Below are 25,351 nucleotides of genomic sequence, written 5' to 3'. Positions count from 1 at the left end.
GTGATACCTTGACTGCGATAGCCTGCTATCGTAGGCTCCTCAACAGCCGGCTCCCTGGTCAGCAACCGTCGGAGTCGGCTCCACCGCACAGAGCCCGGCCGATCGGTTCCCCCTGGTCGGCCGGGTGCGTGAACCTGCCCGCACGTCAGCGACGGGAGGCACCAACCGGTGAGCACGGCCCCATCCACACCCCAACCCGACCAACCCCCACCATTCGACTTTCTCTCCGTACAGGACGTGGAGGATGCCGAGGACATCCTCTTCGCCCATCCGCCGATGCGGGTCGTCACCGTCGTCTGCACCTGCGGAGAGGCGTACCCGTGTCGGGACGTGCGCTGGGCGCGACTGGTCAAGCAGGTCGCGGAGGCGGGTCGGTGAACGCGCTCTCGATCAGCTACTACAGCCGGTACGCCCAGGCGCGCATCACCGAAGCACAGCGGACGATCGATCAACACGTCGTCTGTGCGTACACCGGATTGTGCCTGGGCTGCGGGCGGCCCGGCCCCTGCGACGAGCGTGACCAGGCCGAACGGACGCTGGAGCATCATGCTCGCCGGCCCAACAAGCTGGCCGGCACAGCACTCGCCCGACCGCCGGACAACCGGGGCCACCGCTGGCCGAACCGGTCAACCCCAGATCCCCTCGGAGCAGGAACGATGACCGGCAACCTCGCCAACACCGCGATCCGCACCGCCGACGGCACCGTCGAACCGCTCCGCGCCGCCTGCCTCGCGCTCACCGAGGCACTCGAACGGGCCGAGCAACAGCTCGACGGGGTCGACCACCATCTTGCCCAGACCACCCTCGCCACCTGGAACGACGCGCTCGACCACGGCTGGGAATCGCTGACCATGGTCTACGCCGGCCTGGCCGACGCCCGCCACCTGCATGGCGCCGAACCCGCACACGTCGGCGACGTGCTCGCCGGGCTCAGGGCGGCCCGCCGCGACGCCGGCCGCGCCGCCCGCGAGGTCGAGCGGGTACGCCACCAACTGTCCACCGCCGAGGACCGGCTCCGCCGTGCCCACGCCGATCCACGAGCCCACGCCACCGCCCGGCACTGGGCAGCGGCCGGTGCCCGCCTGGATCTTGTCGCCGCCCGCCTCGCCATCGGCACCCGCGCCCTGGACCGCTACGCCGCCAACCTCGCCGGCACCCCCGAACCCGGCACCCCCGAACCCGGCGCCACCAGCAGCGCGACCCGCCTGACCCGTCTCCTGAACCGCCCGCGCCCCAGCATGTCGGAAAGCGTCGAGGGCGCCAGGACCGCCGCGCGGCTCGTAATCAGGCTCCGACCGTACGGAGGCTGGCGCGGCTTCATGGCCCGACTGCGACAGAACGCCCGAGAGGAGTTCACCCGACCGTGGACCGCCTGAACCCGTACGGCACGGCCATCCGTGACCTGATCCTCGGCCGGGTACGCGAGCACCAGCACCGGCTCCGCCGCTTCGACGAACCAGCCTGGCGCCGGTACGGAGAACTGCTCGACGCGGTCTTCCTGCTCGCCGTCGACCGGCGCTTCCGACCCGGCCAGGATCACGCCCCGATCATCCGGTTCGTGGCCGGTGTCCGCGAGCGGTACGACCACAGTGGCGGCGACGTCGACCCGGCCACCGCCGAGTCACTGATCCACGCCGCCCTCGGTCAGCGGCCACCGCCACCGGTGGACGCCGGCACGATCGCCGCCCAGACCATGCTGATCGTCGGTCTGCTCGACGACGAGGGGCTCTCCCCCGCCGAGCTGACCAGACTGCTCCAAACCGCCGAGCTGAGCAGCTCAGACGCCGAACTGGGAGGTCCAGAAGCAGGAGGTGACGGCCATGCTGACAAAGCAGAGGGCGAAGCCGAGTCGGGCGTACCGCTCGGGGCGGCTGCGCAGCATCCGGGGGCTGCCCCAGCGGCCGAGCGCGAAGTAGCCGGCGAAGAAGGCGAGCGCCGGCAGGCCGGCGAGCGCCCAGGCGTACAGGGTGAAGGTGCCGACCACCCCGAGGTTGGCCAGTGACGACAGGAACGCCTGGCCGATGTTGCCGGCCACGATGAAGATGGCGTAGACGGCGAGCGCGCGGCCGAACGGCGAGGCGGTCGGTAGGAACGCGGGCTGTTGGGCCAGCGACTCGACCTGCGCGATGGTCTGGTCCGCCGCTGCCGCCGCCCGGTAGGCCAGGTCCAGTTCGGCGTCGGGGTTCACCGGCACCGCGGAAGCGAGATGCTGCTGCGCTGCCGGCCCGTCCTCCCCCGTCGTCGGCAGCCGTTGACCGGGCACCGAGGGCGCGGCGGCCGGTGTCGCGGTCAGCGCGACCCGGTCCGGTCCCGGCGCCAACTCCGGGTACGCCTCCTGCCCGGTCACCCCGCCCTGCTGCGCCGGTCCGGTCGGCCCGGCCGGTGAGCCGAGGTGACCGGTGACCGAGAGCGGGGGCAGCGGCGCGGGGGCGGTCAACTGGGGCGCGGGCTCGCCGATGAGCTGGGCCAGCTCGGTCAAGCGTTGCCCCTGCATGGTGAGCTGCTGGCCGAGCTGGTCGATCGCGGTGCCGGTGGCGTCGCGCTGGGCGGCGGCCCGCTCGGTCGTACGCTCACCGCTGCGCTGGAGCTGGTGCAGGTGGCGGGTGAGGGCGGCGTACTCGTCGAAGGATTGCATCGTCAGTGTCCCTCGTCCAGCTCGTACCCGGGTCGGACAAACGGCACGATCAGTTTGCTGCGTTGGTCGTGCCGGTCGACCAGCAGTGCCCGGTTCGGCCGGGGCGTGTACGCCAGGTCGTGCGCGCCGAGGTACATGCCGAGTTCCTGGCCGGGCACGTTCAGCGCCACCAGGCAGGCGATGTCGTCCTTGTTGTGTGCCCCGCCGAGGTCGTCGGTGAGCCGGCGCAGCCCACGCCACCAGCCGAGCAGGTGCACCCCGTACGACGGGCCCTGGCGCAGCACCTGTTGCAGGTCGTCCAGCCCGGAGCGGTAGTTCTGGTCCTTGGCGGAGAGGACGCCGCTGGCCCCGTCCATGCCGAAGACCACCAGGTAGGTGCGTTCGGTCGGCTGGTTGCCCGGCTCGGCCAGCTTCCGGATCTCCTCGCGCAGCCCGGTCGCGTCCAGCCGGGTCACCGGGTGTCCGGCCGCGACGAGCGTGTCGAAGGTGGCGTCGCCCACCTCGTCGGCTGCGGCGACCAGCGGCGCGAGCAGGAAGCGGGCGGTGCCCGGTTGGGCTTGGCGGGCCAGGCTCAGGGTGGCGGCCTGCAACACGTCGACCCCGACCGGGGTGGTGCCGACCACGGCCAGGTGCCGGCCGGGGGTGGCGTCGAGCATGAACATCGCCGAGCTCAGGTTCACGTCGACGGTACGCCCGACCAGGGCGAGCGGGCGCCGTCCGCCGGGGGTCAGACCGTGGTAGGTCGGGTCGTCCTCGACGTGCGCGGAGTCGTACCCCTTGAAGACCGAGGGGGGCGGCGAGCCCTGCGCCCGCGCCTGCCACAGCTCGTGCCGCAGCGCCGCGACCCTGGCCGTGCTGGCGTGCGCGTCCGGGAAACGGACCACGGTGTTCGCCGAGGCCAGGCCGGCGGCGTTGTTGACGATCGCCGAGCCGAGCGGGAGCGGGCCGGCGGCGTCGTTCAACACCTCGAGTACGCCGGAGCCGCCGGGCAGCGCCACCCGGAGCGGGAACTGGCCGAAGATCGAGTCGACCTTGCCGTAGAGCGCCTCGATCCCGGACATGCTCTGGCTGGCCAGGACCAGGTGGATGCCGTACGACCGGCCCTTGCGGGCCAGCTCCTCCAAGAGTGTCACGGCCTCCCGGGCGAGGGTGTCGTTGCCGGCGAAGAGCACGTGGAACTCGTCGATCACGGCGACCACCCGGGGCACCGGCTTGCCGTCGCGGGGCAGGTCGGCGAGTTTGGTGACGCCGTGGCGCTTGAGCGCGTTGGCCCGCCGGTTCAGCTCGCGCCGCAGCTCGCGGAGCACCGCGACGCCGTACTCCCGGTCGGACTCGATGCCGACGGCGCGGGCGTGCGGGATCCAGGAGGCGTCGTGCCCGGTCGGCACGAACTCGGTGAAGCTGACCCCTTCCTTGAAGTCGAGCAGGTAGAGGGTGAGTTCGTCGGGCGAGTAGCGGGCGGCGAGTCCGTAGAGGACGTCGAGCAGGAAGACGGTCTTGCCGGCGCCGGTCCGGCCGCCGACCAGCCAGTGCGGGGTCTTGTCGTCGAAGGCGAGGGTGACGGGTTCGCGGCCGTCGCGGCCGATCGTCGTACGGAGCCCGGTGCTCGCCGACTCGGTCCAGTTCCGGGCCGGCAGCAGGTCGGCGAAGTCGAGGCTGGCGTCTCGTCGGGTCGCGTCGCCGTGCCGTTGCGCGACCGCCCTGACGGTGCCGGCGGGCGGGTCGCCGTCGAGCAGCACCGGCACCACCAGCCCGGTCCCGTCCTCGCTGTACGGCCACCACGGCGGGTCGCCCACCCAGGCGTAGTCGCCGTCGCGGGTGACCTGCGTGGTGTTGCCGAACGGTGGCGGCTCCAGCCCGGTCGACCGGGGCGGGTAGCCGGCGGCCAGGACGCACACCCCGGCGGTGGCGCCGGCGTGGGTCAGCGCGGCCAGCCGGGTCAGCTCGGCCCGCCCGTCCGGCATCGACGCGGCCACCACCAGCAGCAACCGCCCGCCGCCCTGGTCCGCCGAGTGGCCCTCGCGGGCGTGCCGTTCGGCGTCGCTGAGCAGTGCCTGGATCTCGTCGTCGGCGGTCGCGGGCGGGCTGAGCACCCCCGCGTCGACCAGTGGACGCAGCGGCAGGAAGGTGGCGCCGAGCGCCGCGTTGTCGATCGCCACGACGCGTACCGTGCCGGCTGGTGCGATCATGAGCAGCCGGATGACCAGGGACCGGAGCAGTGCCGCCGTACGCGGGTCGCGGGCGTCCGCGTCGACGGCCAGGTGCGCGCCACCGGCCAACGGTACGACCACCGGGAAGCCACCGTCCGAAGTGGCCGCGTCGGCGAGTCGGACCGGCACCGGCCGGCCGGGAAACTCCGGACCGGCCGACACCGCGCTCAGCGCCTCGCCGACCCGGCGCAACCGCTGGACCATGTCGGTGGTCCCGGCGGGCGGGGCCGGGGCGGTGACGCCGGCCAGCGCCTGGCGGGCGGCGTCGAGATGCGCCCGCGCCTGCCGGTGTGCCCCGACCGCCCGCCCGAACGTGGCTGCGAGCCTGCCCACCCGTGCCCTCCCACCCGTGTCGGCGTGTGTAGTCACCGGAACACTAACCGAAACCCGGCCCGATCCCCCGGGTGGAAGGTGGACGTGTCCCGTCGGGACGGACGGGTGGCTGCTCAGGAGATGAAGTCCCGGGCGGTGAAGACGCCCTTGCGGGCCAGGGTGGCCGGCTTCGCCAGCCTGCTCCCGGTGAGGAACGAGATGAAATCGGCGTCGTGCCGGTCGCCGTTGGGGTCGAGGTCCTTGACCGCCTGGGAACCCGGCGCGGAGTTGCGTTGCAGCGCGTACCACTGGTCGATGACAAAGGCGTCCGGCCCCCAGGTCGTGTGGTTGCTGAGCGTGCTGGTGGGCAGCCGATCCACCACCACGAACGCGTGCGGCGCCTGCCCGACAGTGGTCATCAGGACCACCTCGATGGTGCTGGTCGGGTTGAACAGTTCCCTGAACCGGCCGCCGAGCAGCGCCACCAGCAGGCAGCAGATGTCCAGGCACGTTCCGACGGCGGGCCTCTTCGCCGCCGCGAGGAGGCGTTCGTTGCCCGTCCGGACGTACACCTCGGCGAGGGCGGCGTAGATCTCCTGGTCGGTCTTGTTGCGCAGGGACACGTCCAGGGCGAGCTTGAGCTGGTTGGTGAGCGGCGCCCCCTGGGCGCCGGGGCCCATCAGGATCGGCGCCCAGGCGTTGTGCCCGGCCTGGGTGACGAGGTTCTTCTGGTCCAGGATGCCCCACGGGTTGGCTACCACCACGGTAGCCAGCGGCGAGGCGTCGACGGCCGCCTGCACGTCCGCCATGATCTGGGTCTTCGTCTTCCGTACGGTGTGAACTGCTTCGGTCATGACGCACTCCTCAACGGCACGGTCCAAGGGGAATGCCGCGCTCGGCCTCTCGGCGCTGGCACGGCCCACCAGGTATACCGTCACCATCGGTGGCGCTGACTTCACAAGTCGCATGGGAGACACCGACAACAGACCGACAGTCCCGGATCGCCCGAGGCCGTGACCGTCCTGATCGGACAGCCACGGCCTCGGGCAGCGTACGGGGTCAGCGGGCGGCGTACGGGGTCAGCGGGCGGCGGTCAGCGGTTGGGCGGTCGAGGTGACCGGGGCGGGCAGGGTGCCGGCACCGTCGAGGTACGCGTGGATCGCGGCGGCGGCGGCCCGTCCCTCGGCGATCGCCCAGACGATCAGCGACGCGCCCCGGTGCATGTCCCCGGCGACGAAGACGCCGTCGGCCGAGGTCTGCCAGTCGGCCGTGGCGTCGATCGCGCCGCGCCGGTTGCGGGCGACCCCGAACTGGTCGAGCAGCGGCTGCTGCTCGGTCCCGTCGAAGCCGATCGCCAGCAGCACCAGGTCGGCCGGGAGCTCCCGCTCGGAACCGGGCCTGACGGTGACGATCCGCTGCCCGTCGCGCTTCTCGACGCTGACCTCGGCGACCCGGACCGCGCGTACCTGGCCGGTGCCGTCGTCGACGAACTCCTGCACCGCGACGGCGAAGACCCGCTGGCCGCCCTCCTCGTGCGCGGGATAGTCGCGCAGGATCCACGGCCAGGTCGGCCACGGGTCGCGGCCCTCGTCGCGGGCGCCCGGCGGCTCCGGGTAGAGGTCGAGCTGGTGTACGCCGGCCGCGCCCTGCCGGTGCGCCACCCCGAGGCAGTCCGCTCCGGTGTCGCCGCCACCGATGATCACCACGTGCTTGCCGGCGGCGTCGATCGGGGTGCCCGTCTCCCGGCCGCTCACCACCCGGTTCGCCGCCACCAGGTGCTCCATCGCCTGGTGCACGCCGCGCAGCGCTCGACCGGGCGTGGCCGGGGTGTCCCGGCCCTGGAGCGCGCCGCAGGCGAGCAGGACGGCGTCGTACTCGGCGCGGAGTTGTTCGGCGGTGATGTCGACGCCGACGTCCACCCCGGTGACGAAGTCGACGCCCTCGGCGGTGAGCTGTGCCAGCCGCCGGTCGACGTGCTCCTTCTCCAGTTTGAAGTCCGGGATGCCGTAGCGGAGCAGGCCGCCGATCGCGTCGTCGCGCTCGTACACCGTGACCGCGTGTCCGGCGCGGGCGAGCTGCTGGGCGGCGGCGAGCCCGGCCGGACCGGAGCCGACCACGGCCACCCGCCGGCCGGACGGCTTCGCCAGCACCTGCGGCGCGACCAGGTCCAGGTCGAAGGCCCGGTTGACGATCTCGACCTCGACCTGCTTGATGGTGACCGGCTGCCCACCCGAGATGCCGAGTACGCAGGCCGCCTCGCACGGCGCCGGGCAGAGCCGCCCGGTGAACTCCGGGAAGTTGTTCGTGGCGTGCAGCGACTCGATCGCGTGCGCCCAGTTGCCGGTCCGGACCAGGTCGTTCCAGTCCGGGATGCGGTTGCCCAGCGGGCAGCCGTCGTGGCAGAACGGGATGCCGCAGTCCATGCAGCGGGTGGCCTGCTCGCGGATCAGGTTGTCGTCGGCGGAGGGGTAGACCTCCCGCCAGTCGCTGATCCGTACCGGGACCGGGCGGCGGGCCGGCATCCGCCGCCCGTAGCGCAGGAAACCGTTCGGGTCAGGCACGGGCCACCTCCTGGGACGCGCGCGGAGCCGGCGCGGCGGGGGACGGTACGGGCGGCGCGGCCGGTACGGCGAGCGCCGTCATCACCGCCTCGTCGACGTTCTGGCCGGCGGCTTCGGCGGCCCGCATGATCTGCATGACCCGCTTGTAGTCGCGGGGCACCACGGCGGTGAACTCCTCGACCGCCTCCGGCCAGCGCTTGAGCAGCCGTTCGGCGACCGCCGAGTCGGTCTCGGCGAAGTGCCGCTGGACCAGGTCGTGCAGGGTGACCCGCTCGTCGTCGCTGAGCGGGGCCAGGTCGACCAGTTCCGGGTTGACCCGGCGCCGGTCGAGCCGCCAGACGAAGGCGGTCCCGCCGGACATGCCGGCGGCGAAGTTGCGCCCGGTCGGGCCGAGCACCACCACCGTGCCACCGGTCATGTACTCGCAACCGTGGTCGCCGACCCCCTCGACCACCGTCACCGCGCCGGAGTTGCGCACCGCGAAGCGCTCCCCCACCCGGCCCCGGAGGAAGAGTTCACCGGCGGTGGCCCCGTACAGGATGGTGTTGCCGGCGATGATCTGGTCCTCCGCGCCCGGCGTACCCTCGCCCCGGTCGGCGGCGCGGGCGGCGAACGGCGCGGCGGCGTCCGGGCGGACGACCAGCCGGCCGCCGGAGAGTCCCTTGCCGACGTAGTCGTTGGCGTCGCCGTGCAGCCGCAGCGTCACCCCGGCCGGCAGGAACGCGCCGAACGACTGCCCGGCGGTGCCCGTCAGGGCGAACTCGATGGTGTCGGCGGGCAGGCCGGCGCCGCCGAAGCGGCGGGTCACCTCGCCGCCGAGCATCGCGCCGACGCTGCGGTTCTCGTTGCGGACCCGGACCGAGGCCCGGACCGGCGTGCCGTCGGCCAGCGCCGGTGCGGCCAGCGCCAGCAGGTCGTTGTCCAGGGCGGCGGCCAGGCCGTGGTCCTGGGCCCGGATGCCGCGCCGGGCGGCGCCCGCCGGCAGTTCCGGCACCTGGAGTACGGGGCGCAGGTCGAGCCCGCGCGCCTTCCAGTGCTCCAGCGCCGGGGCGAGGTCGAGCAGCTCGGTCTGGCCGATCGCCTCCTCCAGGGTGCGGAAGCCCAGGTCGGCGAGGTAACCCCGGACCTCCTCGGCGAGGAAGAGGAAGAAGTTCTCCACGAACTCGGGCCGGCCGGTGTACCGCTCGCGCAGCACCGGGTTCTGGGTGGCGATGCCGACCGGGCAGGTGTCGAGGTGGCAGACCCGCATCATGACGCAGCCGGCGACGATCAGCGGGGCGGTGGCGAAGCCGAACTCCTCGGCCCCGAGCAGCGCCGCGACCAGTACGTCCCGGCCGGTCTTGAGCTGGCCGTCGACCTGCACGGTGACCCGGTCACGGAGCCGGTTCAGCAGCAGTGTCTGCTGCGCCTCGGCCAGTCCCAGCTCCCACGGGGTGCCGGCGTGTTTGAGTGAGTTCAGCGGGGAGGCGCCGGTGCCACCGTCGTGGCCGGAGATCAGGATGACGTCGGCCTTGAGCTTGGCCACCCCGGCGGCGACCGTACCGACGCCGATCTCGCTGACCAGCTTCACGTGCACCCGGGCCGCCGGGTTGACGTTCTTCAGGTCGTGGACGAGCTGCGCCAGGTCCTCGATGGAGTAGATGTCGTGGTGCGGCGGCGGGGAGATCAGGCCGACGCCGGGGGTGGCGTGCCGGGTACGGGCGATCCACGGCCAGACCTTGTTGCCGGGGAGCTGACCACCCTCGCCGGGCTTCGCCCCCTGCGCCATCTTGATCTGGAGGTCGTCCGCGTTGACCAGGTATTCGCTGGTGACGCCGAACCGGCCGCTGGCGATCTGCTTGACCGAGGAGCGGCGGCGCGGGTCGTGCAGGCGTTCGACGGTCTCGCCGCCCTCGCCGGTGTTCGACTTGCCGCCGAGGTTGTTCATCGCGATGGCCAGGGTCTCGTGCGCCTCGGCCGAGATGGAGCCGTACGACATGGCGCCGGTGGCGAACCGCTTGACGATCTCGCTGGCCGGCTCCACCTCGTCCAGCGGCACCGCCGGCCGGACCCCGGTCCGCAGGGTGAACAGTCCGCGCAGCGAGCCGGCCTCGGCGGCCAGGGCGTCGACCTTGCCGGTGTAGTCGCGGAAGACGTCCCACTGGCGGCTGCGGGTGGCGTGCTGGAGCAGGAAGACCGTCTCCGGGTTGAACAGGTGCAGTTCGCCCTCGCGGCGCCACTGGTACTCGCCGCCGACCTCCAGTCGCCGGTGCGCGCCGGCCGCCGCGCTCGGCGGGTACGCGACCGCGTGCCGGGCGACGATCTCCTCGTGGATGCCGGTCAGGCCGATCCCGCCGATCTTGCCACCGGTGCCGGCGAAGTAACGCTGGAGCAGCCGGGAGTCGAGACCGACCGCCTCGAACACCTGCGCCCCGCAGTACGACGAGACGGTGGAGATGCCCATCTTCGACATGATCTTCAGGACGCCCTTGCCGAGCGCCTTGACGTAGTTGGCCACCGCCTTGGAACGCTCGATCCCGGTCAGCGCGCCGGTGTTGATCAGGTCCTCGACCGACTCGAACGCGAGGTACGGGTTCACCGCGGCGGCGCCGTAGCCGATCAGCACGGCGGCGTGGTGCACCTCCCGGCAGTCGCCGGACTCGACGATCAGCGCCGCCCGGGTCCGGGTCTGCTCGCGTACCAGGTGTTGGTGCACGGCGGCGGTGAGCAGCAGGGACGGGATCGGGGCCAGGTCGGCGGTGGAGTCCCGGTCGGAGAGGACCAGGATGCGTACCCCGTCCTCGATCGCCTCCGAGACGTGCCGGCAGATCTCGGTCAGCCGGGCCCGGATGCCGGCCGCGCCGTCGCGCAACCGGTACAGCCCGGAGACCCGGACCGCCTTGAAGCCGGGCAGGTCGCCGTCCTCGTCCACGGATAGGAGCTTGGCCAGGTCGTCGTTGTCCAACACCGGGTACGGCAGCACGATCTGCCGGCAGCTCGCCGGTCCCGGGTCGAGCAGGTTGCTCTCCGGGCCGATGGTCGACTGGAGGCTGGTGACCAGTTCCTCCCGGATCGCGTCCAGCGGCGGGTTGGTGACCTGCGCGAAAAGCTGGTGGAAGTAGTCGTAGAGCAGCCGGGGCCGGGTGGACAGCGGCGAGATCGGGGTGTCGGTGCCCATCGAGCCGAGCGGTTCGGCACCGGTCCGCGCCATCGGCCCGAGCAGGATCTTCAGCTCCTCCTCGGTGTAGCCGAAGGTCTGCTGGCGGCGCTGGACCGAGTCGTGGGTGTAGACGGTGTGCTCGCGGGCCGGCAGGTCGGCCAGGTCGATCAGCCCGGCGTGCAGCCACTCGGCGTACGGCCGCTCGGCCGCGAGGTCGGCCTTGATCTCGTCGTCGTGCACGATCCGACCGGCGGCGGTGTCGACCAGGAACATCCGGCCGGGTTGGAGCCGCCCCTTGGCCACCACGGTCGCCGGGTCGAGGTCGAGCACGCCCGCCTCGCTACCGAGCACCACCAGCCCGTCGCTGGTCTGCCACCACCGCCCGGGGCGCAGCCCGTTGCGGTCCAGCACCGCGCCGACGATCGTGCCGTCGGTGAAGGCGACCGACGCCGGGCCGTCCCACGGCTCCATCAGGCTCGCGTGGAAGCGGTAGAACGCCCGCTCGGCCGGGGCCATCTCGGGGTCGTTCTCCCAGGCTTCCGGGATCATCATCAGCACCGCGTGCGGCAGGCTCCGCCCGGCCAGGTGCAGCAGTTCGAGCACCTCGTCGAAGTTGGCCGAGTCGGAGGCGCCCGGGGTGCAGACCGGGAACAGTCGCTTGAGGTTGCCGGGCAGGGAGGGGCTGGCCAGCAGCGCCTCGCGGGCGTTCATCCAGTTCTTGTTGCCCCGGATGGTGTTGATCTCTCCATTGTGGGCGATGAACCGGTACGGGTGCGCCAGCGGCCACGACGGGAACGTGTTGGTGGAGAACCGACTGTGGACCAGGGCGATGGCACTGGTCACGCGCTCGTCGGTCAGGTCGGGGAAGAAGGCCGGCAACTGGTCCGGGGTGAGCATGCCCTTGTAGACCATGGTCCGGGCGGAGAGCGACGGGAAGTACGCCGGCACCCCCCGCTCGGCACTCTCCCGCTCGGTCTGCTTGCGTACGCAGAACGCCACCCGGTCCAGTTCGAGCCCGGCCAGCGGCGCACCGGCCGGGCCGGCGGCCGAGCCGGTCAGGCGCCGGGCGGCGAGGAAGACCTGTCGGATCATCGGGCGGGCGTTCAGCGCGGTCTCACCGAGATCGCCCGGGTCCACCGGGACGTCCCGCCAGCCGAGGATCTCGGCCCCCTCGACCAGCGCGTACTTCTCCAGCACGGCGCGGGCGCGCTGGCGCGCGTCCGGGTCGTTCGGCAGGAAGACCAGGCCGGTGGCGTACTGCCCGGACGGGGGCAGCGGGAAGTCGACCACCTCGCGGAGGAACGCGTCCGGAACCTGGAGCATGATGCCGGCCCCGTCGCCGGTGTTCTGCTCCGCGCCGCGGGCGCCACGGTGGTCGAGCCGGCAGAGCGCGCCGAGCCCGTTGGCCACCACGTCGTGCGAGCGGCGCCCGTTGAGGTCGGCGATGAAGGCCACCCCGCAGGCGTCACGCTCGTATGCGGGGTCGTACATCCCCTGTGCGGCGGGGGGACCAACCTGGGTCGCGATACCCGGGGCCGGCGCCGGTGCGGCGGGCGCCGAGGAGAGGCGAGGTCCCTGAGGGTACGGAAAAACCACCGGGTCTCCTGTCGTCACTCACGTTCAATCATGGGTCGGGACGACGTCGGCCCTGCGAGGTTTCTTGAGTCTACGTTAGGGGCCACCCGGCACCACCAGTACGGATTGATCACACTTCCACGGAGTGGGACATGTAGTCTCGCGCGGTGAGCCTGGTACATCGTGAGGTATTCGAGCGGTTAGAACACTTTTACGACAGCGTGCCGCGTGATGTAGCTCACGTGGAAGAGTACGGCGGGCTGGTGCTTTTTGTCAGAAACGGCGCTGGATGGCCGTTCTACGCCCGCCCGCGCCCCGGTGCGGCCGAGCCGCCGAACGCCGCCGACGTGACCGCCGTACGCGAACGCCAGCGCGCCCTCGGTATTCCCGAGGCGTTCGAGTGGGTGCACGAGAACCACCCCGACCTGCTGCCGGTGGCCCGGTCGGCGGGACTCGCCGTGCTGGAGGCGCCACTGATGGTGCTGGACCCGGACGCACTGCCGTCGGCGGAGACGCTCAGCGACGTACCGGTGCGGTTGGCCGACCCGGGGTCGCCGGAGTTCGGCCGCGACGTCGCGACCCAGCGCGCGGTCGCCGCGATCGGCTTCGCGGCGCCCGGCACCGCCCTCGGCGACGCCGGCCCGGTCGCCCGGGACGCGGCGGTCGTGGCGCTCACCCCGCGGCGGGTGGACGAGGAGCGGGCCCAGGCCGAGATCGGCCGGCGGGCCTTCGCGCTGGCCGAGACGGCCGACGAGGGTGCGCTCGCCGGTGGCATGGCGATGCGGGTCGACGACGTCGCCGAGATCGCCGGCATCGCGACCCTGCCGGTGGCACGGCGACGCGGGCTGGCGGCGGCGGTGACGGCGGCTCTGGCCCGGCATCTGCTGGACTCGGGTACGGGTTTGGTGTTCTTGTCGGCGGGGAGTGAGGAGATCGCTCGGGTGTATCTGCGGGCGGGGTTTCGTCGTCTTGGTACGGCGTGTATCGCGGAGCCGGCTCCGGTTACGGCTTGATCTGTCCTTGTTCCTGACCTGGTCTTGTCCGGGTGGGGGGGGTTGGGCCGGTGCCCGGCGAGGACCGTCAGGCCAGGTGAGGGGGTTGGGCCCGCCGCGCCCGGCGAGGACCGCCGTCAGGCCGGGTGGGGGTTGGGCCCGCCGCGCCCGGCGAGGACCGTCAGGCTTGATGCCCTCGCCGGTCACGGCGGGCCCAACCCTGACCTGGTCGCTGTCCGCGCGGACGGCGCGAGGCGCCACCGTGGCCCTGTTGATCATGGAGTTGTCGCATGGTTCTGTGCCCTGAGGGTGCGACAAGTTCATGATCAACAGCGTGGGGTGGGCGGGGTGATGGCGGGTGGGCTGTGGGCGGGATGGCTGGACGGTTCCTCAGCCGGTTAGGGGAAGGGGGGTGGCCGGTCCGGGGGTGTGGTTGGCCCAGCCGGGATTGCTGGTGAGCAGGCTGTCCAGTGGTGCGTCGCGACCGTACTCGTGCGCGGCATCGAAGCTGACGTCGCCGAGTTCGGCTCGCAGCGATCGGGCGGTACCGTCGGTGTCCGGGCGTTCACAGGTGGGTACCGGCGCGTCGATCTCGACCCGGATCCCGGCCGCCGCTCCGAGCAGGCGCGCACCGCGTACGGGGTCTCCCTCCAGGCGGGCCACCTCGGCCAACGCCTCCAGCACACTCGCCGTACGCCACCGGTCGCCGACCTGCCGGTGCGCGGCGAGACTGGCCAACAGGTGCGCGCCGGCCCGGTCCGGTCGGCGGCTGCGCAACTCGACCAGGCCACGCAGGTTGTGGGCCCAGCCGACCCCCTCCGGGAAACCGACCGCGGAGTAACGCCAGAGGGCGACGTCGAGCAGCGACGCGGCCCGATCGGTGTCGCCCCGGTAGAGGGCCACCGCCCCGAGGTTCATCAACGTCTCGGCCTCGGCCCGGGGGTCGCCGAGCCGCTCGTACCAGCGGCGGCTGATCCGCAGCCGGGAGTCGGCCCGGTCGAGATCACCGGAGAGCCACGCGGTGAAGCCGCGCAACTGCACCGTCTGCGCCTCGCCCCACTCGTCCCCGTACTCGGCGAAGGTGGCCGCGGCGGTGGCAAGGTACACAGTAGAGTCGACGTACCGGGCCTGCTCACGGGCTATCGAGCCGAGGGTGAGCAGCACCCGCGCCACCCCGGCCCGGTTCCCCACCTGCCGGTAGGCGACCAGCGCCGCCTCGGCGTGCTCGGTCGCGACAGGATAATCGCAGCACAACATCGCCAGCATCGCCGCCGCCGCACCGGCACCCGCGCGCATCTCGGCTGGCGCGTCCGGGTGCCGGGCCAGCGCGGCGGCGAGCCAGTCGTGCCCCTGCCGGTAGTGCCCGTCGAGCCGGCAGTAACGGGCCAGTGCGGCGGCGAGCCGCAGTTCGGCGTAGCTCGGCGCGTCGGCGGCGGCACCCGCCTCCGCCAGCCAGGACATCGCGGCCGACATGTTCGCCGCCTCCGCGCGCAACCGGCGCAGCCACCATTCCTGCTCGGCGCCGCGCAGTCGGGCGTCAGCCCACTCGGCCAGCCCGAGGCAGTGCAGGGCCAACGCGGTACGGGCCGCCGCGTGTCCCTCGCCCAGCCTCGACAACGCGTGCCGGCGGATTGGGACGAGCATTCGGTAGCGCGGAGGTAGCGGAGCGCCAGTGGGGGAGGAGGCATCGGGCGGGGAAGCGATTGGGAAGGGGGCGAGGGTTGGGGAGGGATTGGCGGTTGGGGAGGAGGCGGGGGTTGGGGAGGAGGCGGGGATTGGGGAGGGGGCGGGGGTTGGGGAGGGGGTGGGGGGGACGGGGGGTGTTGGGGGTGGGGTGTCGGGTGGGGGTGGGCCTGGCGGGAGGGTGGCCGGTAGTGGGGGCGCGGCCAGTGGGGCGGCCACGACCAGCGACGACTCCACCAGTGCGGTGAGCGCGTCCGGGGCGTCCGGGCCGGCGACGGCGACGGCGGTCTCGGCGTCGAAGCCACCGACACAGACGGCCAGCCGCTCGAACAGCGCCCGCGCGGGCGGTTCGAGCCGGTCGACGCTGGTCTCGACCGCCGCCGTCAGGGTCCGGTGCCGGCTGGGCGCGGTCGGGTCGGGGCTGGCGAGCAGGCGGAGGTCCGTCCGGAGCCGGGCGACGATCTCACCGACGCCGAGCACGGTCACGTGCGCCGCGGCGAGTTCGATGGCGAGCGGCAGCCCGTCCAGCTCGACGCAGAGCTGGGCCACCGCGTCGGCGCTGGACTCCGGCACCGGTCGGCCGGAACGGGACCGGGCCCGGTCGAGAAAGAGCCGGGTGGCCGGATGGGAGGCCAGCCCGGCGATGGTGTTGCCGGTCGACTCGGGCGGCAGGGCCAGCGTCGGTACGGTCACCACCGCCTCGTTCGGCAACCGCAGCGACACCCGGCTGGTGGCCAGCACCAGCAGTCCCGGGCAGCGGGCGAGCAACCGGTCGACCAGTTCCGCGCCGCCGGTGATCAGGTGTTCGCAGTTGTCCAGCACCAACAGGGCCGGAGTCCCGCCGATCTCCTCGGCCAGGGTGTCGACCACGTCCCGCCCCGGCTCCGCCCGTACGCCGAGCGCCGCCGCGACCGCCTCCGGCACCCGTACCGGGCTCTCCACGGCGGTGAGGTCGACGAACCAGGCGCTGCCGAAGCGGCTGGCGGCGGCCACCGCGAGCCTGGTCTTGCCGGCGCCCCCCGGGCCGGTCAGGGTCACCAGCCGCTGCGTGGCCAGCCGCTGGTTGACCACCGCGAGCAGTGTGTTGCGGCCGAGCAGCGGCGTCATCGGAACCGGCAGCGGGGCGCGGACCCCGGCCCGTTGCGCCAACCGCGACACCGGCTGGGCCGCACGCGACGGCAGCCAGCGTTGTGCCAGGTCGCCACGTTGCGCCGCCGAGGCCAGGAACCGCAACCGCTCCCCCGGCTCGACCCCCAACTGTTCCCGGAACGTCTCCCGGGCCCGCCGCTCGACCTCGGCGGCGGCACCGCGACCGGCGCCGACGGCCGCCGCCACCAGCAGCAGCTCCCACAGTCGCGACCGCAGCGGATGGCGGGCCAGGGCCGCCTCCAGCTCGCCGGTCGCCGCGACCGCGGTACGCGCGGCGGCGAGCCCGTCCACCACCGAGTTCCGGTCCACCGTGGGCCCGCCCGCCGCCGCCTGTGCGGCCAGCGCCAGCCGCAGGGCACACTCCCACCGCTCCTCCACCGCCGCGACCCGACCCTGCACCAGCCGGGCGATCTCGGCCGCGACCCAACCCGACGGACGCGGCAGGCAACCGCCGAGCGGGTCGCTGTGCAGCGGCACCCGCCACAGCCGCAGCGCGGCGTCGAACAGGGGCAGCGCGGCCGCCCAGTGTTCGGTGGCCATCCGGCGGCGGGCGCGGGTGATCAGACGGGTGAAGCGCTGCACGTCGACCCGGCGCGCGGGTAGGCGCAGCAGGTACCCGATCGGGTGGGCCACCACCGCGTTGGGCAGTCCGGCCCGGTCGAGGGCGGCGGCGAGGGCGGCGGCGGCGCCGTCGAGTGACCGGATCTCGGGATCGACGTCGTTCGACAGCACGCCGCGCAGGTCGGCGGCGGCGACCGGCTGGCCGACCCGGAGGGCGAGCAGCCCCAGCATCCGGCGTACCTCGTCGGCGAGGGGGATCGGCCCGTCCGGACCGATCAGCTCGACCGGACCGAGCAGTCGTACCGCGCGTCGGGCTCGATGTCCCGAGACCACGGCGGTCCGCGAAACCGGCACACTACCCCGCACCTGGAAGCCCTCGCTCTCAGTCCCGGGTAGTCTGCGCTGCGTTGCCCCCCGAGGTCATCCCCCCGTCCGGCCCGATCGGATAACGAAGAGGACGAATCCCCGCACCGCTCGGCCCTCGCGACACCACCCACCGCGCCAGATTCTTGAGCGGCGGCGGAACGGGGCCGGGGGTGAGGTTGGGCGTGTCCCGAGTGCCGGAACGGGTCCGGACGGAGTGGGGCGGACGGGGTGGGTCAGGCCGGGTGCTCGGTGGGTCAGGCCGGGGGACGCCAGGCTGCGGCGGCGGTCGCGGCGCTGCCCATCAGTCGGGGAGTGATCGTGCCGAGGGCGGCGTCCCGCGCGCGCAGGGCCAGCCGGCCCCGGCTCTGCAGCACCGCCGACATCCGCCGGGTCTGCCGGACGACGGTGACCGCGCGGGGGCGACGCATCCGGCTGTACGACTCGACCGCCGCCCGCAGCGGCTCACCGGGCACCGCCTCCCGCACCACCGAACGGAGCGTCGCGGCGTCCTCGAACGCCAGGCAGGCGCCCTGTCCGAGGTGGTGCGGCATCGCGTGGGCGGCGTCGCCGAGCAACACGATCCCGCCGGGTCCGGAGGAAAACCCGAAGGTACGGGGCAGCGGGCGCAGCTCGCGTACCTCCTGCTGGACCAGGTCGTCCGGTTCCGTCGCGGCGAGCAGGTCGCCGATCGGGTCGGGCCAGTTCGCGTACCAGCGGCGGAGCAGGGCAAGCTGGGTTTCCGGCGGTTCGGGGCGGGACGCGCCGGCTGCGGTCGCCACCCAGTAGATGCCACCCCGGGTGGAGCCGCCGGACGAGCCGCGCTCGCCGAGTGAGATGGCGACGAACCGGTAGCCCGCGCCCAGGGTCTCGCCGTTGACCGGCTGGTCGGCGGCGAGCCTCGGCGCGCGGTACCAGGGGATGACGGCCCGCCAGGCGGCGGAGCCGGAGCTGACCACGGTCGCCTCCGGGGCGAGCCGGTGCCGGACCGCGCTGTCGACGCCGTCGGCCGCCACCACCAGGTCGGCTTCGATCTCGGTCCGGCCGTCGCCGACCGCCGGGCGGTCGGCCGCCGAGGCGCGCACCGTACGCACCTGAACCCCGGTACGGATCTCGACCCGGTCGCCGAGCCCGGCGATCAGGGCGTCGTGCAGGTCCTCCCGGTGCACCACGACCGGGGCCCGCTCGTCGACCATCGGGCGGGGCTGGACCAGCCACTGACCGTCCGGACGGCGCACCCCGACGTCGGGCAGGGCGGTGGCGATCGCGTCCAGGCCGTCGCCGAGCCCGAGCGCGTGCAGCGCGCGTACGCCGTTGGGCCAGAGCACCAGGGCGGTCCGCTCGGCGCGCAGCCGGTCACCCCGTTCCAGCAGCGTGACCTGCCAGCCGGAACGGGCCAGGGCACCGGCGACGGCGAGGCCGCCTATTCCGGCGCCCACCACCACGGCCGTACGCATGGCTGCGGTTCCCCCGCTCAGCTCTCGCGGTCCGCGCCGCCCGGCGGCGCCGCGCCCGCCCGGGCCTGGCCGGTGCCGTCCGCCGCCCGGTCGTCCTCGCCGACCGGCCGCTCGTCCTCGTTGTCGTCGGCCGCGCTGGCGGCCGGCTCGTCGTCATCGTCACCGTCGTCGTCGAGCGGGCGGATCGGCCCGGCGACGTCCGGCGCCACCTCGGGCAGCTCACCGGTGGCCAGGTAGGTCCGGTACTGCTCCTCGGTGACCACCCGGTAGCCCTCGGGCACCGTGTTCGGGTCCCGCGCGACCGTACGCCGGGAGAGGTCGACCCGCGAGATGTCGCTCTCGCGCGCTTCGTCTCCGTCGCTGTCGCCGTCCACGGTCTCCTCGTCGCCCGGCACCGCGACGGGCCGGCTGGCCTCCAGCGGCACCAGGAACTCCTGCGGTCCACGGACCCGCAGGAAGAAGATCAACGCACCGAGGAAGACGACCACCGCGGTCCAGACGTTGAGCCGGACGCCGAGGATCTCGTTGGCCTGGTCGGTACGGAGCAGCTCGATCCAGAACCGGCCGACGGTGTAACCCATGACGTAGAGCGCGAACGCCCGGCCCCGGCCCAGCTTGAACTTCCGGTCGACCAGGTACACCAGCAGGGCGACACCCACGTTCCACAGCGCCTCGTAGGCGAAGGTCGGGTGGTAGAGCCCTGGTTCCACGATCGGGTTGCCGTTCTCGTCCAGCAGCGCGTGACCCGGGTTGCCGGAGTCCATCCGGTGGATCTCGAGACCCCAGGGCAGCGTGGTCCGGCCGCCGAAGAGTTCGTTGTTGAACCAGTTGCCGAACCGGCCGACCGCCTGGGCCAGCGGCAGCCCGGGGGCGAGCGCGTCGGCGACCACGGTGAGCGGGATCCCGAGTTGGCGGGCGGCGAGCCAGGCGCCGACGGCACCACCGGCGACCGCGCCCCAGATGCCCAGGCCCCCCTCCCAGATGTAGAGGGCCTTGATCGGGTCACCGTCGCTGCCGAAGTACGCCTGCGGCGAGGTGATCACGTGGTAGATCCGCGCGCCGACGATGCCGAACGGCACCGCCCAGACCGCGATGTCCAGGATCGCCCAGGGCGCGACGCCCCGCGCCCGGAGCCGGTATTCGGCCACCACCGCCGCGACGACGATGCCCAGCACGATGCAGAGGGCGTAGGCCCTGATCGGCAGCGGTCCGACCTCCCAGACGGCGGTGCTCGGACTGGGCAGGGCTGCCAGCGGGGACACTGAGGCTAGGGTCACGATTGCACACGGTACCGCCGTACCCGCCCGCAGTGGCACCCCGGGCCGGTCGCCTTCTGCGCGGGTGCCCCCGGCTGTGCCAGCTCCTACGCGTTTGTCCGTGTCCCCGGTCACGATCGGACCGGGCGACGGCAGCGGCCTGGCCGGACGACGAACGGCCGTACGGGTCCGACGCGAACGGCCGTACGGGTCCGGAACGGCACACGGTCGGGCGGTCGGGCGGAACGGCGGTCGGCGGAACGGCGGTCGACGGAACGGCGGTCGGGCGCGCGGGCGAACCGGAGTGGGACCGGGTGGCGGGCGGACCCGGGCGAGCCGGAATGGGGCCGGGTGCCGGGCGGACCCGGCGCGAGGTCGGGTCGGCCCGGCCGGGTCAGCGGGACCGGTCGAGGGGTGGCCGGGTCAGTAACCGGTCGAAGGTGCCGGGGTCAGCGGGAACCGGTCCAAGGATGGCCGGGGTCAGCGGATCGGGCGGGAGTGGCCGGGGTCAGCGGACCGGGCGGGGGGTGGCCGGGTGGTTGCCGGCGTTGACCAGCTCGGACACCGCCTCGCGGGGACTCTTCTGGGTCACCAGCCCCTCCCCGACCAGCACCGCGTCGGCGCCCGCCGAGGCGTACCTGATCAGGTCGTGAGGGCCGCGTACGCCCGACTCCGCGATCTTGACGACGCTGTTCGGCAGGCCGGGGGCGATCCGCTCGAAGACCGACCGGTCGACCTCCAGGGTGCGCAGGTTGCGGGCGTTGACGCCGATCACCTGGGCACCGGCCTCCAGCGCCCGGTCGGCCTCCTCCTCGTCGTGCACCTCGACGAGCGCGGTCATGCCGAGCGACTCGATCCGCTCCAGCAGGCCGACCAGCGCGTTCTGTTCGAGCGCGGCGACGATCAGCAGCACCAGGTCGGCACCGTGGGCGCGGGCCTCGTGCACCTGGTAGCTGGAGACGACAAAGTCCTTGCGCAGCACCGGGATGTCGACCGCCGCCCGGACCGCGGCGAGGTCGGCCAGCGATCCGCCGAACCAGCGGCCCTCGGTGAGCACGCTGATGCAGCGGGCCCCACCCCCGGCATACTCCCCGGCCAACTCGGCGGGGTCGGCGATCTCAGCCAACTGTCCCTTGGACGGCGACGAACGCTTGACCTCGGCGATCACCCCGACGCCCGGGCGCCGCAGCGCCGCGTACGCGTCGCGGGGCGGGGGCATGGCGGCAGCCAGCTCCCGGATCCGCTCCAGTGGGACCTCGGCCTGTCGGCGTTCGACGTCCTCGCGCACTCCGGCCAGGATCTCGTCGAGCACACTGACGGGGGCGGTCGGCGCGGCGCCGTCCCCCTCCGGGTGTGGATGCTCAGCAGTCACCAACGGACTCCCCTCTCCGGGCGTCATGGGCCGATGCTAGGGGGCGCCGGCCTGGGGCCGGAGCCGGGGGGTATGGCGCACCTCACCAGGTGGGCTCGGGCATAATGACCGACCGCTGGTGAGCGAACTATCACCCACTGCCACCGGCACCATCGACGGTCATCGGGTAATCACACCATGTCCGGCCGTGCCGCGCAGCCCGCCGGAGAGCCGTCCCCCGTCGGACCGACCGGCAAGGTTGACCCACCGGTCATCGGTTCGAAACACCCCTTGGGCACCATCGTGGTCGGGCAGACTGGTCGCGAGGTGGCCGCGGCCCGAGTCGGATCGACAATCGTGCGGGGTGGACCATGAGCAGCACCGGGCCGGGCTCGGCCATCGACCTGACCAGCATCCCCCGGGCGGTCGCCGCGGTGGCGATCGGCGTGGTCCACTCGGTGGAGCGGGCCGTGGTCGGTGACGGTCGGGTCCGCACCGCCCGGGGCAACGCCTGGGCGGCCATCTGCGCCGACCGCGACCGGGCCCACCAGCGGGCCGAGGTGCGGGCGATGGTCGCGGCCCTCACCGCGCCCGGCCGGGACACCGCCGCCGGTGGCGACCCGGTGCCGACCGCACCCGCGAGCCGGGCCGCCGCGCCGCTGAGCTGACCGCCGCTACACCGCTACGGCGTACGGCGCACCGCCACGGCGCCACACGGCCACGGCGCTACGGCGCTACACGGCCGCTCGATCTCCCCCTGCCGTACCGTCCCGACCGCCGCCGGGCGGTCCTCACTCCGGGGGATCACCGTCGTCCGGCGGGGCCCAGGGTCAGTCGGCGGTCGGGTCGTCGCCCCGGTCGAGGGCGTCCCACGCGGCGACGGTCCGGCCCGCGTCGACCCGCCCACCGTCCGGGCCGTCGCCGCCCGACCGGCCCCGACCGGTGTTCCCGGTGTCGGAGCGGGTCCGCTCGTACCGGGCACCCATCGCCGGCCAGGTCTGGCCACGGCCGATGGTGACCAGGCCGGCGGCGAAGACCATCAGCCCACCGAGCACACAGAGCAATCCCCAGACCGGCTCCGTCTCGCCGTCGGGGCCGCCGAGCCCGTACCCGCCGCCCACCGCGACGCCGAGCCCGACCAGCACCATCAGTCCGCCGACCAGCCGGCGCCCGACGCCCCCGGTGGCGAGCAGCGCCCCGGACGCGGCCAGTCCGACCAGGGCCAGCGCCGGCAGCCAGGGCAGCAGGTCGCCGCCGGTGTGCGCGGCCCGCAGCGGTGGCAACGGCGCGGTCCGGGTGGTGATCTCCACCGACCAGGTCCGGGTCGCCGCGTAGAGCGCCAGGCCCGCCCCGGCGAGGCAGAGCAGCAGTACGTACGTCAGTTGCCGCCGGCCCGGGTGCGCCGGACGGGGTGCCGGTACGGGTTCCCCGGTCAGTTCGGTGACGGCACCGTCGGCGGTGCTCACCGGGCCGGCCGAAGGGTCTCGGCGGCGGCGATGGCCGCCAGTACGGCAGCCGCCTTGTTCCGGGTCTCCTGGTCCTCGGCGGTCGGGTCGGAGTCGGCCACGATGCCGGCACCGGCCTGCACGTACGCCCGGCCGTCGCGGATCAGGGCGGTCCGGATCGCGATCGCCATGTCCATGTCGCCACCGAAGCCGAAGTAGCCGACCGTGCCACCGTAGAGGCCCCGACGGGTCGGCTCCAGTTCCTCGATGATCTCCATCGCCCGTACCTTCGGTGCGCCCGACAGGGTGCCGGCCGGGAAGGTCGCGGCGAGCGCGTCGAACGCGGTCCGGTCCTCGCGGAGCGTGCCCACCACGGTCGAGACGATGTGCATGACGTGGCTGTACCGCTCGATGGTGGCGAACTCGGGCACCTCCACGGTCCCCGGTCGGCAGACCCGGCCGAGGTCGTTGCGACCCAGGTCGACCAGCATCACGTGCTCGGAGCGCTCCTTCGGGTCGGCGAGCAGTTCGGCGCCGAGCCGGTTGTCCTCCTCCGGCGTCGCGCCGCGTGGGCGGGTGCCGGCGATCGGGTGCAGCATCGCGCGCCGGGTGCCGCCCTCGGCGGCGGTCACCTTGAGGTGCGCCTCCGGGGACGAGCCGACGATGTCAAAATCGTCGAAGCGGAGCAGGTACATGTACGGGCTCGGGTTGGTGGTCCGCAGCACCCGGTAGACGTCGAGCGGATCGGCCCGGGTGTCCCGTTCGAACCGCTGGCTGAGCACGATCTGGAAGCACTCGCCGGCCCGGATCGCCTCCTTGGCCTCGTCCACCGCCTTCGGGTAGTCCCCGTCCGGCGTACGGCAGAGCACCTCGCCCGGCGGCGGGCTGGCCACGGTCGAGACCATCGGCGGGTTGGGGCGGGAGAGCGCGGTGGTCATCGCGTCGAGCCGGCCGACCGCCTGGTGGTACGCGGCGAGCACCTGCCCGGACCGGTCCGGCGCGTCCGGTGCCGGCAGCACCGCGTTGGCGACCAGGATCGCCGAGCCGTCGAAGTGGTCGAGCACCACCAGGTCGGTGGCGAGCATCAGACCGAGTTCGGGCAGGCCGAGGTCGTCCTCGGCGCGGGACGGCAGCCGTTCGAGGCGGCGGACGAAGTCGTACCCGAGATATCCGACCATGCCCCCGGTCAACGGCGGCAGGCTCGCGGTCACCGGGTCGGTCTCCGGCCCGGCCAGCGCGGCCACGGTCTCGCGCAGCGCGTGCACCGGGTCTCCCCCGGTCGGCACGCCGGCCGGCGGTGTCCCCAGCCAGTGCGCCTCGCCGTCCCGTTCGACCAGGGTGGCGCCGCTGCGTACGCCGATGAAGGAGTAGCGCGACCAGGACGCCCCGCCCGGTCCGGCGCCCTGTTCGGCGGACTCCAGCAGGAAGGTGCCCGGCCCGCCGGCCAGCTTGCGGTAGACCCCGACCGGGGTCTCCCCGTCGGCGAGCAGCCGCCGGGTCACCGGCACCACCCGCCGGGAGCCGGCCAGTTCGCGGAAGGTCGCCTCGTCCGGGCTGACCGCGCCGGTGTTCTGGCTCATCGCCGCTCCCCCTGGTCGTCGGACCGCCCGGGTACGGGGTCGAGCCGCCCCGGTACGGGATCGAGCCGGCCGCTCACCGGGAGGTGGTCGGCGAAGCAGCTCCGGTTGCCGGTGTGGCAGGCCGGGCCCACCTGGTCCACGCTGACCAGCAGCGCGTCGCCGTCGCAGTCCAGCGAGACCGAGCGGACGTACTGGTGGTGGCCGGAGGTGGCACCCTTGACCCAGTACTCCCGGCGGCTGCGTGACCAGTAGGTGGCCCGGCCGGTGGTGAGCGTACGGTGCAGCGCCTCGTCGTCCATCCAGGCGACCATCAGCACCTCGCCCGAGTCGTGCTGGCGGACCACCGCCGCGACCAGCCCGTCGGCGCCCCGGCGCAGGCGGGCGGCGATCGACGGGTCGAGCCCGGAGGCGGGGCCGAAGGGGGTGCGGACCGGGGCGGCGGGCGGCGTGACCGGCGGGGCGGCCACCGGCGGGTCAGGTACGGGCACCCACCGATTGTTCCGCACCGGAGGGCGGGTACGTCCACCCGTACCCGCCCCGGTGGGCTCAGTCGGCGCGTTCGAGCTGGCCGTACGCCTCGATCTTGAAGTTGAGTACGGCCAGGTCCTGTTCCAGCTCCGCCATCCGGGCCAGCACCCGCTCCCGGTGCGCCTCGAAGAGCTGCCGTCGGGCGCCGAGCGTGTGGTCGCCCTGCCGGGCCAGGTCGGTGTAGCGACGCATCTCACGTACCGGCATGCCGGTACGGCGCAGCCGGGTGAGCAGCATCAGCCAGTCGACGTCCTGGCGGGTGTAGCGCCGCCGTCCGGCGGAGTCCCGCCCGACCGGCGACACCAGCCCCTCCTGCTCGTACCAGCGCAGGGTGTACGCGGTGAGGCCGACCCGGTCGGCGGCCTCACCGACGGTGAACGTCGTCTCGTCCAAGCTTTCGTCCAGGCTCTTGTGGAGGCTTTCGTCCAGGCTCTTGTCGAGGCTTTCGTCCAGGCTCTTGTCGAGGCTTTCGTCCAGGCTCGCGTCCATCGATCCAGGGTCCGGGCGGGCTGCCGCTCGGTCAAGGGCTGACGCTCGGTCAAGGGCTGACGCGG

Annotated in this window: 17 protein-coding genes; 4 read left to right on the top strand and 13 right to left on the bottom strand. The window is 73.4% G+C overall.

What is annotated here, in order from left to right; genetic code table 11:
- Positions 1 to 168: 168 nt before the first annotated feature.
- Positions 169 to 378 carry a hypothetical protein gene (locus ACI2K4_RS17600; RefSeq protein ID WP_404512522.1) on the top strand — a complete coding sequence of 70 codons (210 nt, stop codon included), beginning with the start codon at positions 169 to 171 and terminating at the stop codon, positions 376 to 378.
- Complete coding sequence (locus tag ACI2K4_RS17595; protein ID WP_404512520.1) at positions 375 to 1,376, top strand: hypothetical protein; 1,002 nt, start codon at positions 375 to 377, stop codon at positions 1,374 to 1,376. Before ACI2K4_RS17600 ends, ACI2K4_RS17595 begins: the two co-directional genes overlap by 4 nt.
- 401 nt (positions 1,377 to 1,777) lie before the next feature.
- Here ACI2K4_RS17595 and ACI2K4_RS17590 read toward each other — a convergent pair whose 3' ends face one another.
- The 5 genes from ACI2K4_RS17590 to gltB form a co-directional block, all read right to left on the bottom strand.
- Positions 1,778 to 2,635, bottom strand: a complete 858-nt coding sequence (locus ACI2K4_RS17590; protein WP_404512518.1) for a hypothetical protein — start codon at positions 2,633 to 2,635, stop codon at positions 1,778 to 1,780.
- A 2-nt stretch (positions 2,636 to 2,637) separates the two neighbouring features.
- On the bottom strand, positions 2,638 to 5,178 hold the full coding sequence (locus ACI2K4_RS17585) for an FtsK/SpoIIIE domain-containing protein (RefSeq protein WP_404512516.1): 2,541 nt from the start codon (positions 5,176 to 5,178) through the stop codon (positions 2,638 to 2,640).
- 113 nt (positions 5,179 to 5,291) lie between these two features.
- Positions 5,292 to 6,011 carry a hypothetical protein gene (locus tag ACI2K4_RS17580; RefSeq protein WP_404512514.1) on the bottom strand — a complete coding sequence of 240 codons (720 nt, stop codon included), beginning with the start codon at positions 6,009 to 6,011 and terminating at the stop codon, positions 5,292 to 5,294.
- Positions 6,012 to 6,236: 225 nt separating this feature from the next.
- Positions 6,237 to 7,718, bottom strand: coding sequence for a glutamate synthase subunit beta (locus ACI2K4_RS17575; protein WP_404512512.1), 1,482 nt, complete (start codon positions 7,716 to 7,718; stop codon positions 6,237 to 6,239).
- Positions 7,711 to 12,348 (bottom strand): glutamate synthase large subunit, encoded by a 4,638-nt coding sequence (gltB, locus tag ACI2K4_RS17570; protein ID WP_404512510.1) that lies wholly within the window; start codon positions 12,346 to 12,348, stop codon positions 7,711 to 7,713. Before gltB ends, ACI2K4_RS17575 begins: the two co-directional genes overlap by 8 nt.
- A 251-nt stretch (positions 12,349 to 12,599) precedes the next feature.
- On the opposite strand from gltB, the gene ACI2K4_RS17565 reads away from it, so the two are divergent.
- Positions 12,600 to 13,445, top strand: coding sequence for a GNAT family N-acetyltransferase (locus tag ACI2K4_RS17565; protein WP_404512508.1), 846 nt, complete (start codon positions 12,600 to 12,602; stop codon positions 13,443 to 13,445).
- A gap of 369 nt (positions 13,446 to 13,814) precedes the next feature.
- On the opposite strand, the gene ACI2K4_RS17560 is transcribed toward ACI2K4_RS17565, so the two are convergent.
- The 4 genes from ACI2K4_RS17560 to trpC form a co-directional block, all read right to left on the bottom strand.
- Positions 13,815 to 17,171 (bottom strand): AfsR/SARP family transcriptional regulator, encoded by a 3,357-nt coding sequence (locus ACI2K4_RS17560; protein ID WP_404512506.1) that lies wholly within the window; start codon positions 17,169 to 17,171, stop codon positions 13,815 to 13,817.
- A gap of 266 nt (positions 17,172 to 17,437) precedes the next feature.
- The gene (locus ACI2K4_RS17555) at positions 17,438 to 18,637 is read right to left on the bottom strand and encodes an FAD-dependent oxidoreductase (protein WP_404512504.1); all 1,200 of its coding nucleotides are present in this window, start codon (positions 18,635 to 18,637) and stop codon (positions 17,438 to 17,440) included.
- Positions 18,638 to 18,654: 17 nt separating this feature from the next.
- Positions 18,655 to 19,914, bottom strand: a complete 1,260-nt coding sequence (gene lgt, locus ACI2K4_RS17550) for a prolipoprotein diacylglyceryl transferase (RefSeq protein ID WP_404512502.1) — start codon at positions 19,912 to 19,914, stop codon at positions 18,655 to 18,657.
- Positions 19,915 to 20,401: 487 nt separating this feature from the next.
- On the bottom strand, positions 20,402 to 21,205 hold the full coding sequence (gene trpC / locus ACI2K4_RS17545; RefSeq protein ID WP_404512976.1) for an indole-3-glycerol phosphate synthase TrpC: 804 nt from the start codon (positions 21,203 to 21,205) through the stop codon (positions 20,402 to 20,404).
- Positions 21,206 to 21,615: 410 nt separating this feature from the next.
- Here trpC and ACI2K4_RS17540 point away from each other — a divergent pair, with 410 nt between their 5' ends.
- Positions 21,616 to 21,912 carry a hypothetical protein gene (locus ACI2K4_RS17540; RefSeq protein ID WP_404512500.1) on the top strand — a complete coding sequence of 99 codons (297 nt, stop codon included), beginning with the start codon at positions 21,616 to 21,618 and terminating at the stop codon, positions 21,910 to 21,912.
- A 162-nt stretch (positions 21,913 to 22,074) separates the two neighbouring features.
- On the opposite strand, the gene ACI2K4_RS17535 is transcribed toward ACI2K4_RS17540, so the two are convergent.
- From ACI2K4_RS17535 to ACI2K4_RS17520, 4 genes are read right to left on the bottom strand one after another with little or no spacing between them, the layout of a single operon-like run.
- On the bottom strand, positions 22,075 to 22,680 hold the full coding sequence (locus ACI2K4_RS17535) for a Trp biosynthesis-associated membrane protein (protein ID WP_404512975.1): 606 nt from the start codon (positions 22,678 to 22,680) through the stop codon (positions 22,075 to 22,077).
- 26 nt (positions 22,681 to 22,706) lie between these two features.
- Positions 22,707 to 24,269, bottom strand: a complete 1,563-nt coding sequence (locus ACI2K4_RS17530; RefSeq protein WP_404512498.1) for an anthranilate synthase component I — start codon at positions 24,267 to 24,269, stop codon at positions 22,707 to 22,709.
- Positions 24,266 to 24,757 carry a phosphoribosyl-AMP cyclohydrolase gene (hisI, locus tag ACI2K4_RS17525; RefSeq protein WP_404512496.1) on the bottom strand — a complete coding sequence of 164 codons (492 nt, stop codon included), beginning with the start codon at positions 24,755 to 24,757 and terminating at the stop codon, positions 24,266 to 24,268. The genes ACI2K4_RS17530 and hisI overlap by 4 nt, the downstream gene beginning before the upstream one ends.
- 58 nt (positions 24,758 to 24,815) lie before the next feature.
- A complete protein-coding gene (locus ACI2K4_RS17520) occupies positions 24,816 to 25,286 on the bottom strand; it encodes a MerR family transcriptional regulator (protein ID WP_404512494.1) in 471 nt (156 codons plus the stop codon).
- Positions 25,287 to 25,351 lie beyond the last annotated feature (65 nt).

The sequence above is a fragment of the Micromonospora sp. NPDC050397 genome, from assembly GCF_044901685.1.
Lineage (GTDB): Bacteria > Actinomycetota > Actinomycetes > Mycobacteriales > Micromonosporaceae > Micromonospora_G.
This window is presented reverse-complemented; position numbering and strand designations above follow the sequence as displayed.

Excerpts from the sequence above, each read along its gene's own strand:
- ACI2K4_RS17520 (WP_404512494.1), bottom strand. The coding sequence starts at position 25,286 with ATGGACGCGAGCCTGGACGAAAGCCTCGACAAGAGCCTGGACGAAAGC.
- gltB (WP_404512510.1), bottom strand. The coding sequence starts at position 12,348 with ATGTACGACCCCGCATACGAGCGTGACGCCTGCGGGGTGGCCTTCATC.
- ACI2K4_RS17590 (WP_404512518.1), bottom strand. The coding sequence starts at position 2,635 with ATGCAATCCTTCGACGAGTACGCCGCCCTCACCCGCCACCTGCACCAG.
- ACI2K4_RS17555 (WP_404512504.1), bottom strand. The coding sequence starts at position 18,637 with ATGCGTACGGCCGTGGTGGTGGGCGCCGGAATAGGCGGCCTCGCCGTC.
- ACI2K4_RS17580 (WP_404512514.1), bottom strand. The coding sequence starts at position 6,011 with ATGACCGAAGCAGTTCACACCGTACGGAAGACGAAGACCCAGATCATG.
- ACI2K4_RS17530 (WP_404512498.1), bottom strand. The coding sequence starts at position 24,269 with ATGAGCCAGAACACCGGCGCGGTCAGCCCGGACGAGGCGACCTTCCGC.
- ACI2K4_RS17540 (WP_404512500.1), top strand. The coding sequence starts at position 21,616 with ATGAGCAGCACCGGGCCGGGCTCGGCCATCGACCTGACCAGCATCCCC.